General features: G+C 67.7%; 12 protein-coding genes. 9 read left to right on the top strand and 3 right to left on the bottom strand.

From position 1 onward, the window contains the following. The first annotated feature begins 382 nt into the window (after window positions 1-382). The gene (locus G6016_RS15810; RefSeq protein WP_182633555.1) at window positions 383-3,388 is read left to right on the top strand and encodes an AMP-binding protein; all 3,006 of its coding nucleotides are present in this window, start codon (window positions 383-385) and stop codon (window positions 3,386-3,388) included. 851 nt (window positions 3,389-4,239) lie between these two features. After that, window positions 4,240-5,850: an ABC transporter substrate-binding protein gene (locus G6016_RS15805; protein WP_182633554.1), complete on the top strand. Its 1,611-nt coding sequence runs from the start codon at window positions 4,240-4,242 to the stop codon at window positions 5,848-5,850. A gap of 16 nt (window positions 5,851-5,866) precedes the next feature. Here the strand turns inward: G6016_RS15805 and G6016_RS15800 are convergent, their stop codons facing one another. Continuing rightward, on the bottom strand, window positions 5,867-6,514 hold the full coding sequence (locus G6016_RS15800; RefSeq protein WP_182633553.1) for a TetR family transcriptional regulator: 648 nt from the start codon (window positions 6,512-6,514) through the stop codon (window positions 5,867-5,869). Between the two features lie 261 nt (window positions 6,515-6,775). Here G6016_RS15800 and G6016_RS15795 point away from each other — a divergent pair, with 261 nt between their 5' ends. The 5 genes from G6016_RS15795 (at window position 6,776) to G6016_RS15775 (ending at window position 11,923) form a co-directional block, all read left to right on the top strand. Further along, window positions 6,776-8,134: an NAD(P)-binding domain-containing protein gene (locus G6016_RS15795; RefSeq protein ID WP_182633579.1), complete on the top strand. Its 1,359-nt coding sequence runs from the start codon at window positions 6,776-6,778 to the stop codon at window positions 8,132-8,134. A gap of 44 nt (window positions 8,135-8,178) precedes the next feature. Next, a complete protein-coding gene (locus G6016_RS15790; protein WP_338403645.1) occupies window positions 8,179-9,309 on the top strand; it encodes a serine hydrolase domain-containing protein in 1,131 nt (376 codons plus the stop codon). A gap of 162 nt (window positions 9,310-9,471) precedes the next feature. Beyond that, entirely contained in the window at window positions 9,472-10,620 is a 1,149-nt protein-coding gene (locus G6016_RS15785; RefSeq protein ID WP_182633551.1) for an alpha-L-arabinofuranosidase family protein, read from the top strand. Further along, window positions 10,617-11,363 carry a hypothetical protein gene (locus G6016_RS15780; protein WP_182633550.1) on the top strand — a complete coding sequence of 249 codons (747 nt, stop codon included), beginning with the start codon at window positions 10,617-10,619 and terminating at the stop codon, window positions 11,361-11,363. Before G6016_RS15785 ends, G6016_RS15780 begins: the two co-directional genes overlap by 4 nt. Then, a complete protein-coding gene (locus G6016_RS15775) occupies window positions 11,360-11,923 on the top strand; it encodes a hypothetical protein (RefSeq protein ID WP_182633549.1) in 564 nt (187 codons plus the stop codon). The genes G6016_RS15780 and G6016_RS15775 overlap by 4 nt, the downstream gene beginning before the upstream one ends. Before the next feature lie 19 nt (window positions 11,924-11,942). Here G6016_RS15775 and G6016_RS15770 read toward each other — a convergent pair whose 3' ends face one another. Then, window positions 11,943-12,284: a hypothetical protein gene (locus tag G6016_RS15770; protein WP_182633548.1), complete on the bottom strand. Its 342-nt coding sequence runs from the start codon at window positions 12,282-12,284 to the stop codon at window positions 11,943-11,945. A gap of 249 nt (window positions 12,285-12,533) precedes the next feature. Between G6016_RS15770 and G6016_RS17860 the strand changes: the two genes are divergently transcribed. Then, window positions 12,534-12,887: a DUF1295 domain-containing protein gene (locus G6016_RS17860; RefSeq protein WP_380023305.1), complete on the top strand. Its 354-nt coding sequence runs from the start codon at window positions 12,534-12,536 to the stop codon at window positions 12,885-12,887. Here G6016_RS17860 and G6016_RS15760 read toward each other — a convergent pair. After that, window positions 12,871-13,011 carry a hypothetical protein gene (locus G6016_RS15760; protein ID WP_182633546.1) on the bottom strand — a complete coding sequence of 47 codons (141 nt, stop codon included), beginning with the start codon at window positions 13,009-13,011 and terminating at the stop codon, window positions 12,871-12,873. The two genes, G6016_RS17860 and G6016_RS15760, sit on opposite strands and share 17 nt — an antisense overlap. A 241-nt stretch (window positions 13,012-13,252) precedes the next feature. Here G6016_RS15760 and G6016_RS15755 point away from each other — a divergent pair. Beyond that, window positions 13,253-14,220, top strand: a 968-nt coding sequence (locus G6016_RS15755) for an ABC transporter substrate-binding protein (protein WP_182633545.1), incomplete at its 3' end; no start/stop codon positions are given.

Genomic DNA, 14,220 nt, shown 5'->3' with positions numbered 1-14,220 from the left:
GCGCTGGTCGAGCAGATGGGCGCCGAGACCACGTCGGGGTTGAGTGCTTCCGGAGCGACGTAGACCCACCAGGGCTCCGGAGTCCCCGTGTACACGCACACAAGAGTGCGGTTGTACACCTCGAACACCTGCTCCGGCAGACAGCGGTCCCCATACTTGGGCGCAGGTGCCGGTGGAAGGTGAAACTCCCACTCGAACGGTGTCGCATCGAACCTCAGAACCAGAGCGCTAACTGGGACGAAGAAGCCGGAGGCCGATCTAATGGAAATCTGAGTTGGGCAGCGCCTCTACTGTGTTTACGCTGTGGCAGCCGCAGGTCATGCCACAGCCGGTCCCGTACCGACACCACACCGATGGCGACCGTTCTATCCTCACTGGCACTATGATTCCCACACCCGACACCCTCGCGGCCGCGATCAAGACCGCCACATCGTTCGTCGTGAACGCGGTCGAGGTGGTGCGGTTCGGCGGTCTCCAGACCGACGAGGAACCGGCCCCGTTCGAGATCGTCGTCCGGCGTCCGATGTTTCGACTGCGCCGCTACTACCCCACGGCCGGGGACGCAGACATGGCCGCGGTCGCCGTCGATGGCGACCCCGGCGGGGCGGACCAGCGCCCGCGCCCGCCGATCGTGTTGGTGCCGCCGATGATGATCTCCGCCGAGGTCTGGGACGTGTCCCCGTCGACGAGCGCGGTCACAGCCCTGTACGAGGCCGGGTTGGACCCGTGGGTGATCGACTTCGGTGCTCCGGATCTCGAGGCCGGCGGCCTCGAACGCACACTCACCGATCACGTGGTGGCGGTGAGTGACGCCGTGGACCTGGTCGTGGAGGCCACGGGCCGTTCGGTGCATCTGGGTGGCTACAGCCAGGGCGGCATGTTCTGCTACCAGGCGGCGGCGTACCGGCGCTCCAGGGACCTCGAGTCCCTCGTGACGTTCGGCTCCCCCATCGACTGGCGTGGCAACGCCCCGCTCGGTATCCCCGAGGATGTGATCGTGACCGTCGCGCGCTTCGCCGCACAGTACGTCTTCAACGGTCATTCCCTGCCCGGGTGGATGGCATCGACGGGGTTCCGTCTGCTCGACCCCATCAAGTCCGCCCGGGCGCAGGTGGATTTCCTTCGGCAGCTCCATAATCGCGAGGCACTACTCGGGCACGAGCGCCAGCGCAGGTTCCTCGCCGGCGACGGCTTTGTGGCGTGGTCCGGCCCGGCGATCGTCGACATGGTGCAGCAGGTGGTGATCCAGAATCGGATGATGGTCGGCGGGTTTGTCGTGGGCGACCGTGTGTTCTCCCTGGCGGATATCACCTGCCCCGTCCTCGCCGCCCTCGGCGAGGTCGACGAGATAGGCGTCCCGGCGGGCGTCCGCAAGATCGCCTCCGTCGCCCCCCGCGCCACGGTCTATGAACTCGCGCTCCGCGCCGGGCACTTCGGACTGGTGGTGGGCTCGACTGCCGCCTCCATCACGTGGCCGACCGTCGCCGAGTGGGCCGATTGGATCGAGGGCACCGGGGACCGACCGGAGGACATCGAGCATGTCGACCCGGGTGCCGAGGTCGAATCCTCTCCCACCAAAACGGTGATGCTCGCGGCGGACGGCGCGTTCCAGGCCGCCGGGCTCGGGGTCGGTGTGGTGCGCGGAGCCGGCAAGCTCGCTCTCAACACCGTGCACACCACCCGGGCACTCGGCTTCGAGGCATTGAACGCGGCGCCGCGCCTGGTGCGGCTCGGACAGATCCAGCCGCGGACGCGCGTCTCGTTCTCCAAGCTCCTCACCGAGCGGGCACGCAACCAGCCGGATGACGCGTGCTTCCTGTTCGCCGACCGTGTCCACACCTACGCGGCCGTCGACACCCGCATCACGAACGTGGTCAAGGGACTCATCACGGTGGGCGTGCGTCAGGGTGATCACGTCGGTGTAGTGATGGAGACGCGTCCCTCGGCGTTGGTCACCATCGCCGCGTTGTCGCGTCTCGGCGCGGTGGCTGTGCTGCTGCCCCCGACGCGGTCGCTGTCCGAGCTCATCCACCTCGGCGGAGTGACCGACGTAATGACCGATCCCGAACACGCGTCCAGGGTCACCGATGCCGGGGCCCGGGCACTCGTCCTGGGCGGCGGCGCCGAGCGCGAACTCCCCGCCGGTCTCGACAAGGGCGTCGTGGACCTCGAACGGATCGATCCCGACGAGGTGGTGCTGCCCCGCTGGTACCGGCCGGACCCCGGGCGGGCCGGCGAGCCCGCGTTCCTGTTCTTCTCCCGCTCCACGGGCTCATGGCAGTCCAAGCTCGTGACCAATCACCGTTGGGCACTGTCGGCATTCGGCACGGCCAGCGCGGCTCGCCTGACCCCCGAGTCGACCGTGTACTGCCTCAGTCCACTCCACCACCCGTCGGGCCTACTCACCGCTGTCGGTGGCGCGGTGGCCGGCGGGGCGAGGATCGCATTGTCCCGTGGGTTTGATCCGGCGACGTTCGACGAGGAGATCCGCCGGTACGGCGTGACCGTCGTGTCGTACACCTGGGCGATGATGCGCGAGCTGGTTCGTCGCCCGGTCACATCGTGCGAATCACTGCCGTCGATCAGGCTGTTCATGGGGTCGGGCATGCCGCGTGGGGTGTGGCGGCGGGTGCTGGAGCGGTACCCGGGCACGCGGGTGCTCGAGTTCTACGCCGGGACCGAGGCCGATGTGGTGCTGGCCAACCTGTCCACCACCAAGCCCGGTGCGCGCGGCCGCCCGCTGCCCGGCACGGCGGAAGTACAGCTGGTCGAGTTCCATCCGGATTCCGGCGCCGTGCTTGCCGGGCCCGACGGCTACGCCGTCCCCACCGAGGTCGACGCCCCCGGAATGTTGGTGAGCAGGCCCCGCATCGGCGTGGACGCCTCGGTGCGTCAGCTCCGTGGGGTGTTCCGCCCGGGGGACACGTGGGTGTCAACCAACGACGTGTTCGAACGCGACCGGGACGGCGACTTCTGGTTGCTCGGCTCGGCGAGCTCGGTGGTCCACACCGACCACGGCCCGGTGTATCCCATCCAGGTGGCCGACGCCCTCGGGGACCTACCCGAGGTGGACCTGGCCGTGGTGTACGGCGTCCCGGGCGCCGGCGGCACCCTCGCCGTGGCGGCGGTGACCAAGTGGGGCAAAGATGCCATCACCGCGGCCGACGTGGGCGGCGCGCTGGCCTCGGTGCCGGCCGCCGCGCGCCCGGACATCGTCCACGTGGTGCGCGACATCCCGGTGACCACCTGGTACCGACCCGACCCCTCCGGCCTCGCTGCGCGGGGCCTGCCCAAGGCCGGCCCCCGGGTCTGGATCCGCGATACCGACACCGGCGACTACGTCCGGCTCACCAAGGACGTGCGGGACGGGCTGGCGCCGCCGAGCTGAGCAAGGTGGGAAGGTCGACGACGACAACAACGGTCCGCCCGTCTCTCGAACCTCCACATCACCATCCGACCTATCCGATGTCGTATCCCAGCTGGTCCGCACCGCCCCCGGGGGTCGAAGCCGCCGAAGGCGCGGCCGTCCACTGGGGCGCCGTCAAAGTAGTAGTCGGCGGCAACCGAGAAGTCCTCGGCGGCCAGGGCGGCCCGGATCCCGGTGGTGTCCTCGAGGCAGTTGGAGCGCCGGTCCAGTGCCCAGAACGCCACGGATCGGCCGGCGGCGGCGCGGACGGTGTTGCGGGCGAGGCTCTCCATGGCGCCGGCGCCCTCTTACAGGCCGGGTTGGGTGATCACCACGCGGTCGCGTCGGCGGAGTCGGTGGGCCCGGCCGGGTAGCGGAAGCGCAGGTAGGACAGCCAGTCGCACTGTTCGGGACGGGGGCGGCGGCCTGAGGCACGGTCATCCCCACCACCGCGAGCGCGCGCACTGCCGCCGATCCGAACCCCGCCACGTCCCACTCCCCCTGTTGTCGAAACCGCCCTCGGTCGCGTGGGTGGGAGCGTATCCGCGTTCGGCACGCCGTGGCGGTGGTACCCGAGGGAGAGAGAAGAGCGATGACGACACCGTCGCCGGGTCATTCAGGCTCCCGAACCATCGGCGTCTCCGACGTCCACCCGGAAGGCGCCACACCGGGGAATCCCAGCCCCTCGGGAAAGTCGGTGTTTCACAGCGAAAATCCCGGTCACACCTGTCAACCCGACGTATCGTTTGCTGTCACAAAGTTGTTCAGGTTCGCGTCACCCACCGCACGCCTCGTGGTGTCCTCTCGTCGCCCGTGCCCCCTCAGGAGCCCTCGTGAAGAAGCTTTCCGTCGCCGTCCTCACCGCCAGCACCCTGGCCCTGTCCGCGTGTGGCGGCGGTGGGGAGACGAGCTCGACGGCGGACGGCGGTAACGAACTCGGCGAGCACCGAACCCCGGATGAGTCGAGCCGGTGCACCGGGGATCAGGCTGGCGGCACCATCACGATGGGCGAGTACGTCATGCTCCCCTCGTTCTCTCCCGGCCAGGGGCACTACGGTCTCCGGGGTGGCGCGCAGTCCGCCGCGGTCTACGACCGCCTCATGCGCTGGAATCCCGAGGCGGCCGAGTTCGAGCCGCAGTTGGCCGAGTCCCTCGAGTCGAACGACGACAACACGGTGTGGACTCTGAAGCTCCGGGAGGGCGTCACCTTCTCCAACGGTGACCCGCTCACCGCGGACGACGTGGCGTTCACGATGGACCTGCACAAGGATCCGGCGGTCGGGTCAACGGCAAAGACCGATGTCGACGAGATCGAGACCGTCCGAGTGATCGATCCGCTAACGGTCGAGTTCGAGCTGTCCGAACCGTGGGTCGGCTTCCCCTTCGCGCTGACCCGCTCGGCTGGCGAGGTGATCCCGGAAGACGCCTACACGGAGGTGGGTGCCGAGGAGTGGGCTTCTAACCCGATCGGCGCCGGCGCGTTTGTGGTGGCCAGCAACACGCCGGGCCAGGAGGTGGTGATGGAACCTAACCCGACCTATCACGGAGGGCCGGTGTGCCCCACTCTGAAGTTCATCTCCATCCCGGGTTCTCAGGCGACGCTCGAGTCGTTGCAGAACGGCGAGATCGAGGTGGGGTACCTGCGTGGTGCACAGTTCGTACACGACGCCGTGGACGCCGACATGCAGGGCTTCCTCAGTGTGATCAGCTCGGGGCGCGCCATCGTCATGAACAACGGCGCCGCAGGCTACGACGGCATCTTCACCGATGAGCGTACCCGCAAGGCCGTGGCACACGCGCTCGACAGGGACCTGATCAACGACCGGCTCACCGGAGGCCTCGGCCAGCCGACCTCGGCGCTACTGGCCGAATCCTCCCGCTTCTATGACGGACAGCGGGGCCTCGATTACGACCAAGAGCTCGCTTCGGAGCTGGTCGAGGAGCTCAAGGCGGAGGGAGACTGGAACGGCGACGTGACCTTGCTGACCAACACCAGCCCCGAGAACATCGAGACCGGCGTGATCATCAAGGCGATGCTCGATGCCGTGGGATTCAACGTCACCCTCGAGAATGTTCCCCAGTCGCAACAGGCCGCACGCCTGTTCGGGCACGACTACGAGATGACCATCGGCGGCCTCAACCCCTCAGACGCCGACCCCTCGGCGAGCTTCACCGCCTACGTCACGCCCGGCGGACCGACGAACAACAGCGGAGTGGACAACGCCGAGCTCGCCGAGGCCGGTCGCGCCCTCAAGACCGCCTCCGGCCTCGACGAGCAGATCGCTGCACTCAACCGGTTCCAGGAGGTCCAGAACACGATCATGCCGTTCACGATCTTCGCCAACGCCGAGGAGTACGTGGCCGTGGACGAGAAGGTCAAGGGCGTGGCCCCCACGTCCTCGGGGGTCATGCTCTTCGACGGTGCGTATATCGAGAGCCCGTGAGCCGACTGACCACGGGTCATTCGTCTGTCGGTGGCTGGAGCGCAGGAAACCAGATGTCGGCGAGAACCTCGGCGACTGAACGCTCAGGACCGTCGCCCGCGTAGTCGATGGTTCCCTGGACCTCTGCTCGCGTGAAGTAGCGCTCCAGCTGGGTCACCAGCAACTCGACCCGAAACCTGGCCTCGCCGTGCCGGGCACGTGGCCAACGGTTGAGGTACTGCGGCATCGCGTCGGTGAGTTCCTGGATGGAGTGGCGACCGATCGCCTGGAATTCGGGCTCCGCGGCCAGCGCCTGGTCCCACGTGGGAAGAATCTCGCGGTTCCGTGCGAACCAGTCCAGTGCCCGGTCCACCCATGCCACGAACTCGACATGCTCACCGGTGAGCAGAACTGCATCCAGGTCCCGGTACACCTCCTTGGCGCGGTACTCGGTGGTCTCCGCACTGATGCTCGCGAGCAGGTCCATCTTGTTCTTGAAGTGGAGGTAGAAGGTGGCCCGGCTGCAGCCGACGGCCCGCGTGATGTCGTCGATCGTCACGTTCGGGTAGCTACGGGCGACGAACAGTTGTCGTCCGTGATCTAGCAATGCCCTGCGCGTGTGGCGCTTCTGTTCGTCGCGCAGATTCGGCGCAGCGGGCCGCCCGGCCCCGTCTTTCGTCTCCACTGGTGTGCACCCTTCGCGAGCTGTGTCCGGCAGTTACAGCCTACGGCCGGTCTCACACGACGCTTCAACAACTCACTAGACAAAGCGTCAGTAAGGCGTACAGTATGACCCAGATCACAGGGGCGGCTGGTATGGGGGCAGGTACCGACCGCACTTCGACCGCCGCCACTCAGCCCATCGACATGGCGAAAGGACACCATTGTGACCAGCGCATCGAAACCCTTCACCCCGGCGTTCCCCGGCAACGGCGCGTCGGACAAGATCGTGTGCATCATCGGCGCGGGCTGCTCCGGCATCACCACCGCCAAGCGCCTCAAGGACTACGGCATCGCCTTTGACTGCTTCGAGACCTCCGACGATGTGGGCGGCAACTGGTACTACAACAACCCCAACGGAATGTCCTCGGCATACCAGTCCCTTCACATCGACACCTCCACCACCCGGCTGGAGTTCGAGGACTTCCCCGCCCCGGATCACTGGCCCCACTTTCCCCACCACACCCTGATGCACCAGTACTTCCGTGATTACGTGGACCACTTCGGCCTCCGGGAGTCCATCACGTTCAACACCCGCGTCGAGAACGCCGAACGGCTTCCCGGCGGGGGGTGGGACATCACCCTGCCCACCGGGGAAACCCGCACGTACGACGCTCTCGTCGTGGCAAACGGGCACCACTGGAACCCGCACACCCCGGATTACCCCGGCACCTTCGACGGGGCGATCATTCACAGTCACGAGTACCGGTCCCCGACGGACCCGGTCGACATGCACGGTAGTCGCGTGATGGTGGTGGGCATGGGCAACTCCGGCCTGGACATCGCCTCCGAGCTGTCCAGCCGTACCGTCGCCGAGCACGTGTGGGTATCCGCACGGCGTGGCGTGTGGGTGCTGTCCAAGTATCGGGGAGGCAAGCCGGCGGACAAGATGATGATGCCGCCGTGGATGCCCAAGAAGCTGGGACTGAAGATCTCCCGTCGAGCGATCCGCAAGGGCATCGGCAACATGGAGGACTATGGTCTCCCCGCGCCTGATCACGAACCGCTCGCCGCACACCCGTCGGTGAGCATCGACTTCCTGGAGAAGTCCGGTTCCGGAGACCTGACCTGTGTACCCGCCATCGAACGCTTCGACGGTGACGCGGTGATCCTCACCGACGGCCAACGCATCACGGTGGACGCGATCGTCTTTGCCACCGGCTACACGATGTCCTTCCCCTTCTTCGACGACCGGGAGCTCCACCCCGACTCCGAGCACCGGTACCCGTTGTTCAAGCGCATCATCAAGCCCGGCGTGGACGACCTGTACTACGCGGGCCTAGCGCAGTCGTCCCCCACGATCGTCAACCTGGCCGAACAACAGAGCAAACTCATTGCCCGGCACTTGGTCGGCGAGTACCAGCTCCCCTCCGTGGCGGAGATGACCGAGAAGATCGTCCACGACGAGGACAAGCATCTGGGCCAGTACTACAACGCCCGCAGGCACACCATCCAGATCGACTTCGCCCGATATACCAGGGATCTCCTCGCCGAGATCGACGCTGGCGAGCACCGCGCCCGAGGGCAGGTGCCTCCGCGACCGACCCTCGCGCGGCGACTTCTGGACAAGGCGGGTGTGCAATGACGGGTGCTGCCGTGGAGGGCACATGCACCCCACGGTTCCGGGCGGTGCGAGAGTTGTTCACTCGCAGAATCGAGGGCGGCGAGGAGCTGGGCGCGTCGCTGTGCGTGATGCAGGGCGAGGACGTGGTCGTGGACCTGTGGGGAGGGACGGCGAACGCCGCGTCGTCGCGTCCGTGGGAAAAGGACACGGTGGCCAACACCTACTCGTTGACCAAGACCATGACGGCACTGGCGGCGCTGGTTCTCATAGATCGAGATCTGCTCGACCCTGACGCCGCCGTGGCCGACTATTGGCCGGAGTTCGCCGCCGCCGGAAAGGGTCGAGGCAACGGCGGACAGGTCGACGAGGGCACCGTTCTGGTGCGCCACGTTCTCGGCCACACCAGTGGTCTCGCCGGCTGGACCCACCCGGTCCGCATCGAGGACGTCTACGACACCTCCGCCGCAGCAGCATTGCTCGCCGCACAGGAGCCGTGGTGGACGCCGGGCGACGGTTCCGGGTACCACGCGATCTCTTTCGGCACCCTCGTGGGCGAACTGGTGGAGCGCATCACCGGAATGTCGCTGGGTGACTTCTTTGCAAAGGAGATCGCCGGACCGCTGGAGGCCGACTACTGGATCGGTGCGCCGCCGACGCTGCTTGACGCTCCCGAGCGGATTGCGACCATGGTCGCGCCACCGCCGACCGGATTCGACCTGACCGCCCTTCCAGCCGAGAACGTCACCCGCCGCACGTTGACCAATCCGGCGTTCAGTCCTGACCTGACGACCGACCCTGACTTCCTGACGGCTGAACTCGGTGCTGTGAACGGCCAGGGACATGCCCGGTCCGTGGCCAGGATCCAGTCGATCCTCACCTGCGCGGGCACAGTGGACGGTCACCGGTTCGTCTCACCAACGACGATCGACCGCATCGGCGACACACAATCCGACGGCACAGACCGGGTTCTCGGCGCCCCGATCCGCTTCGGGCTCGGGTGGGCTTTACCGAGCGCGTCCATGCCCGGGGTGCCTTCGGGCAGGGTGTGCTGGTGGACCGGATACGGCGGCTCGGTCGTCACGGCGGACCTGGACCGCGGGATCACCGTCGCCTATGTGATGAACAAGATGTCGCCCGAGCTCGTCGGGGCCGCACGACCGAACGACTACCTCGAGGCGATCTACTCAGCGATGTGACGATCTCACGTCTGATCATGCCGTTCCGGTCCGTGGTCCCCGGTGCGGGAACGTGACCGCTTGGTGTGGTCCCCGGGGTCGACCCCGACAACGCGGCGGTGAGCCCGGAGCAGCACTCGGTTTCGTTCACGCACGCTCCGCTGACGCGTGAACGATGTCAGGATGACCGGTATGGCTCAGCGACGGTCACGCCTGGTCGCCGTTGTCGTCGTCCTCACCGGACTCGTCGCGGCGGTCCTGGTCTACTCGGGCGCCCGGCAGACCAGGATCGTCGTGGGCGCGGAACCCACCGGTCCGGTGGCCCCCAGGGGCTCTTCGGCGCTAACCACCGGTACCCCTACGACGCGTTCGGCTCGTTCACCCCCCGACGGCGAGCCGCAGCAGCGGCTGGTGGCCAACGCACGGTCGACCGGGGTGAGCATGCTGCGCTATCCCGGCGGCACGGTGGCCAACACCTTCCGGTGGAAACGGGCGATCGGGCCGCGTGAGGACAGACGCTGCCAGACCGGCGGCGGCGACGGTGCCCCACTGGACAGCACCATCGGGCCCGACGAGCACATGGCGCTGGTCGAGCAGATGGGCGCCGAGACCACCATGGTGGTGAACTTCGCCACCGCCACCCCGCAGGAGGCGGCGGACTGGGTGAGCTACATGAACGCCCCCGTCGGCACCAGCCCCTGGGCGGACCTGCGGGCAGAGCACGGCCACCCCGAACCGTACGGGGTGACGTGGTGGGAGGTCGGCAACGAGCCCGATGTGGGCGACCAGGCGTACTGGATGGAACAGGACGCCTCGATCCTCCCCGGCGAACACCCCGAGCGCGCCCACAAGTACGCCCACGGCGGGACGACCGAGTTCACCGACCAGCCGCTGACCACCGACTGCGACCGCCGCGCCGACGCCCAGATCAGCGACGGCTCCCCCGACCAGGTCCGCCAGGTGGCCTACGCCCCGGTCGCACCGGATCCGCGGGTGATGGTGGACGGCGAGGTGTGGACTCAGATCCCCACCCTGGACGGTGCGGGACCGGACGACACGGTCTTCACCCCGGACCACGAGTCCGGCGAGGTCCGCTTCGGCGACGGCGTCCACGGCTCCGTCCCACCGGAGGGGACCCGGCTGACGGTGAGCTACACCAGTGGCCCGCGCGCCGGATACATGGACTTCGTCCGCGCCATGAAGGAGGCGGACCCCGACATCCGCGTCTGCTCCAGCTACCAGGGGGACGCGTTCCTCGAGGCGATCGGGGACGACCCCGCGTTCGACTGTCAGGTCTCGCACCCCTCTACACCTGGATCGTCTCCCCCATGAACGCCGACCAGACCCACGACCACGTCATGATGGGCAGCAACTGGCAGGCCGCCCACGTCGCCCGGGAGCAGGCCGAGATCCGGCACACCGCTGGACGCGACATCCCACTGCTGGTCACCGAATACGGCGCGTCGCCGGTCCCCGGCTTCCAGACGTGGCGGGAGCCGGGCAGGGACTACCTGGCCTCGGTGAGTCCGGCGCTGTACGTGGCCACCCAGCTCGCCGCGTTCGCCGAGGGTGGCATCCCGGCGGCGCTGAAGCACTCCCTGGTCGATGTGCCTGACAATCACAACGGGGACTCGACGTCCACCAATCTCGGTTCGCGCAACGTGGCGATCTTCAGCCCCGCGCCGGATTTCTCCCCGTCCCCCACCGCACTGGTCCTGCAGATGCTCTCGCCGCTGGCCGGCCAGGAGGTGCTGGAGTCGACGGTCGAGAACGGTCCCCGCCGCGTCTCCGCGGCCGGGCAGTATGGGGCGCTGGTCACCCTGGCCACCCGGACCGGCGACGACCTGACCCTGACCGTGGTCAACCGCGACCCCGAGCGGGATGTGGAGGCCGAACTCACCCTCCCGGACGGGTACCGAAAGGGCGAGGTCGCCACCCTCGACGCCCCACACTTCGACTCGGTGACCGGTGTGGGCATCGTGACCGACACCGTGACCTTTGATGCGGACACCCCCCGACGGGTGTTCCCCGCGCACTCGGTCACCACGATGACGCGGCCGAAGGAGAGTCCGTGAATCCCGCCTCCGCGATAACCCAGGTGTGGCTGCTGGTCTCGGCGCTTGTGGGCACGGTGACCGTGGTGGTCCTGGTGACGGCGGGCCTGCGCCGCGGCTGGTGGTCACTGTGCAGTGACCACCAGCCGCTGTGGCGCGCGGCAGGCGTCGCCTGGAGCGTGGCGCTCCTCGCGCTGGCCGCGCTGGCGGCCGGATTCCTGCTCTCTACCGTGCTGGTGCCAGAAGCGAAATGGGCCGCGATCCTCGCCGCACTCACCACGGTTCTGCTGTGGGCGGCGAGCCTCTGGTCCGACCGGGCCCCGGACGGCCTGGCGTGGCCGGGTAGGCCTACCGCGCGGCCACACCGCCCGATCTGGACTGTGGGTGTGTGGATCCTCGCCGCCAGTTGGGTGCTGCTCTACTGGTCCGCCTCGCAGATGGGCGCACCGGATCCGCCCACGGTCACACACCTGGTCGCGGTCGGCGCGGGCGTGCTGGTGGTCGGCGGGCTGCTGATCGGGGTGGCGCAGGCGGTGCGGCGGCGGTCAGGTGATGTCCGCCCCGATCGGATGGCGAGCTGACTCTTCCGGAGTCGTGAGGTCAGAGCACCACCAGCACCGTGTCCGCCGCACCACGAGTGCACCGCTCTGGCAGACCAGCCACCTGCTGGACGGGCACCACGGCCGTGTCGAAGGTGAGCTCGCGGCCCACGGGGTGCTCGGCCCCGTCGACCGTCACCGACGGCTTGCCGTTCTGCAGCACGAACGTGGCGTCGGGCGGGAAGATCGCCAGTTGAGGTGCTCCGGCACCGATAACCGCGAAGCACCCGCCCGGCCCGGTGATGAGTTTGTTGCTCGCGGGTCCCGGCGTACCGGCCGGAACGGAACCGGAGTACTGGAGCCCGAGGACGCCCTGATCCCCGCGGACAGTCACTTCGAGCATGCCCACATTGTCCTGGGGTTCCGCGTCTGTCCCGGGCGCCTGATCTGCCTCAGGGGCCCTGGCATCGGTGTCCTGCGGAGCCGTCGCTGCGGTCGTCGTCTCCTTCACCGTGGTCGCCGTTGACTCCGATCCGCTCGAGCCGCAGGCTGCCAGGCCCAACGGGGTGAGGGCCACGACGGTGGGAACGATCAGACGGCGAGTCAATGACACGAACTTCCTCCACGGTTCAGAGCCGGGCGTTGCCATCCGATGCGGTCGCGGCGTCGAATCCCGTACATGTACTCGGTTCCACACTCCCCTCCCCCCGCGCAGTTCCGCGTAGCCACTACCGCCTCCGAGGCGTCCGAGTTCTTCACAGACGTGGATCTCGCGCGGCACCACGACGACGCGCCCCGCGCCGGGGCTGGGTCGACGATGAGAGAGAAACTGTCACGTCTTCCGGACTACTTTTGTGACCTCTGGTCGTGGTGGGGGCACTGGGTCGCGGTAGCAGCCACGGGCTGGGGCGCGCTGGTCCTCATCGCACCGCTACTCCTGACCCATTTACTCCTGTGGATGGCCGATGCGTTGCGTACGTTCGCTGGGTTCAGGAACCGAAGCTGAACCGGGAAGCGAGGAAGGGCAGCAAACCCATGCACTCCGGGGTCAGTGCCAAGCACATCGGCTCGCCCGGCCCGGGGCCGAAAAGGTAGCGCAGCGGGTTCTCAAGGGAGCCTTCAGGGAACATCGTTACTCCTCACTATCGGGATCTGTTGTCCTGTACGGTATATCGCACCCCGCGCCCGTGCCTGTTACGGCCGTGCGATCGACGGGGACCGCTCCACCACCCCGCAGGCGGGCAGCGCCGCGCGAATCGGCGAAAGCCGCGATTACACGTGTCAACACGAAGTAACATCCGCTGTTAAGGACGAGCTCCTCCGAGCATCGTCGGCCGTGTGTCAGCGCTTCGCCCTGTTTCTGGAGGCATTGTGAACAAACTCGCCCTCGCGGTTCTGTCCGCCACCACCCTGACCCTCACCGCGTGTGGCAGCGGCGGGAATGACGCGGTATCGGCCGCGGGCGGTGACGTACGGACCCCGGACGAGACGAGCCGCTGCACCGAGGACATGGCAGGCGGCACCATCACCATGGGCGAGTACGTCATGCTTCCCTCGTTCTCTCCCGGCCAGGGCCACTACGGGCTGCGGGGCGGCGCGCAGTCCGCCGCGATCTACGACCGACTCATGCGCTGGAACCCCGAGACTGCGGAGTTCGAACCCAAGCTCGCCGAGTCGCTCGAGCCGAATGAGGACAACACGGTGTGGACCCTCAAGCTCCGGGACGGCGTCACGTTCTCCAACGGCGACCCGCTCACCGCGGACGATGTGAAGTTCACCGTTGGCCTCCACAAGGACCCCTCGACCGCGTCAACGGCCAAGACCGATGTCGACGAGATCGAGACCGTTCGCGTCGTCGACCCTCTCACCGTCGAGTTCGTCCTCGGCGAGCCGTGGGCGGGTTTCCCGTTCGCACTAACGCGCTCTGCCGGCGAGGTGATCCCCGAGGACGCGTACACCGAGGTCGGCTCTGAGGAGTGGGCCGAAAACCCGATCGGCGCCGGCGCGTACGTCATGGCCAGCAACACCCCTGGCCAGGAGGTGGTTCTGGAACCCAATCCCACCTACTACGACGGCCCGGTCTGCCCCACTCTGCGCTTCATCTCGATCCCCGGGTCCCAGGCGACCCTCGAATCGTTCCAGAACGACGAGATCCAGGTTGGGTATCTTCGCGGCGCCCAGTTCATCAACGACGCCACGCAGGATGACGCGCAGGGTTTCCTGTCGGTGATCAGTTCCGGTCGCGCGATCGTCATGAACAACGGGGTGGCGGGCTACAACGGCGTCTTCACCGACGAGCGGGCGCGCAAGGCCGTGGCACACGCGCTCGACAGGGACCT

It is taken from the genome of Dietzia aerolata (genome assembly GCF_014144865.1).
GTDB lineage: Bacteria > Actinomycetota > Actinomycetes > Mycobacteriales > Mycobacteriaceae > Dietzia > Dietzia aerolata.
Note: the sequence above shows the minus strand (reverse complement) of the source record. Positions and strands in the feature narration are given on the sequence as shown.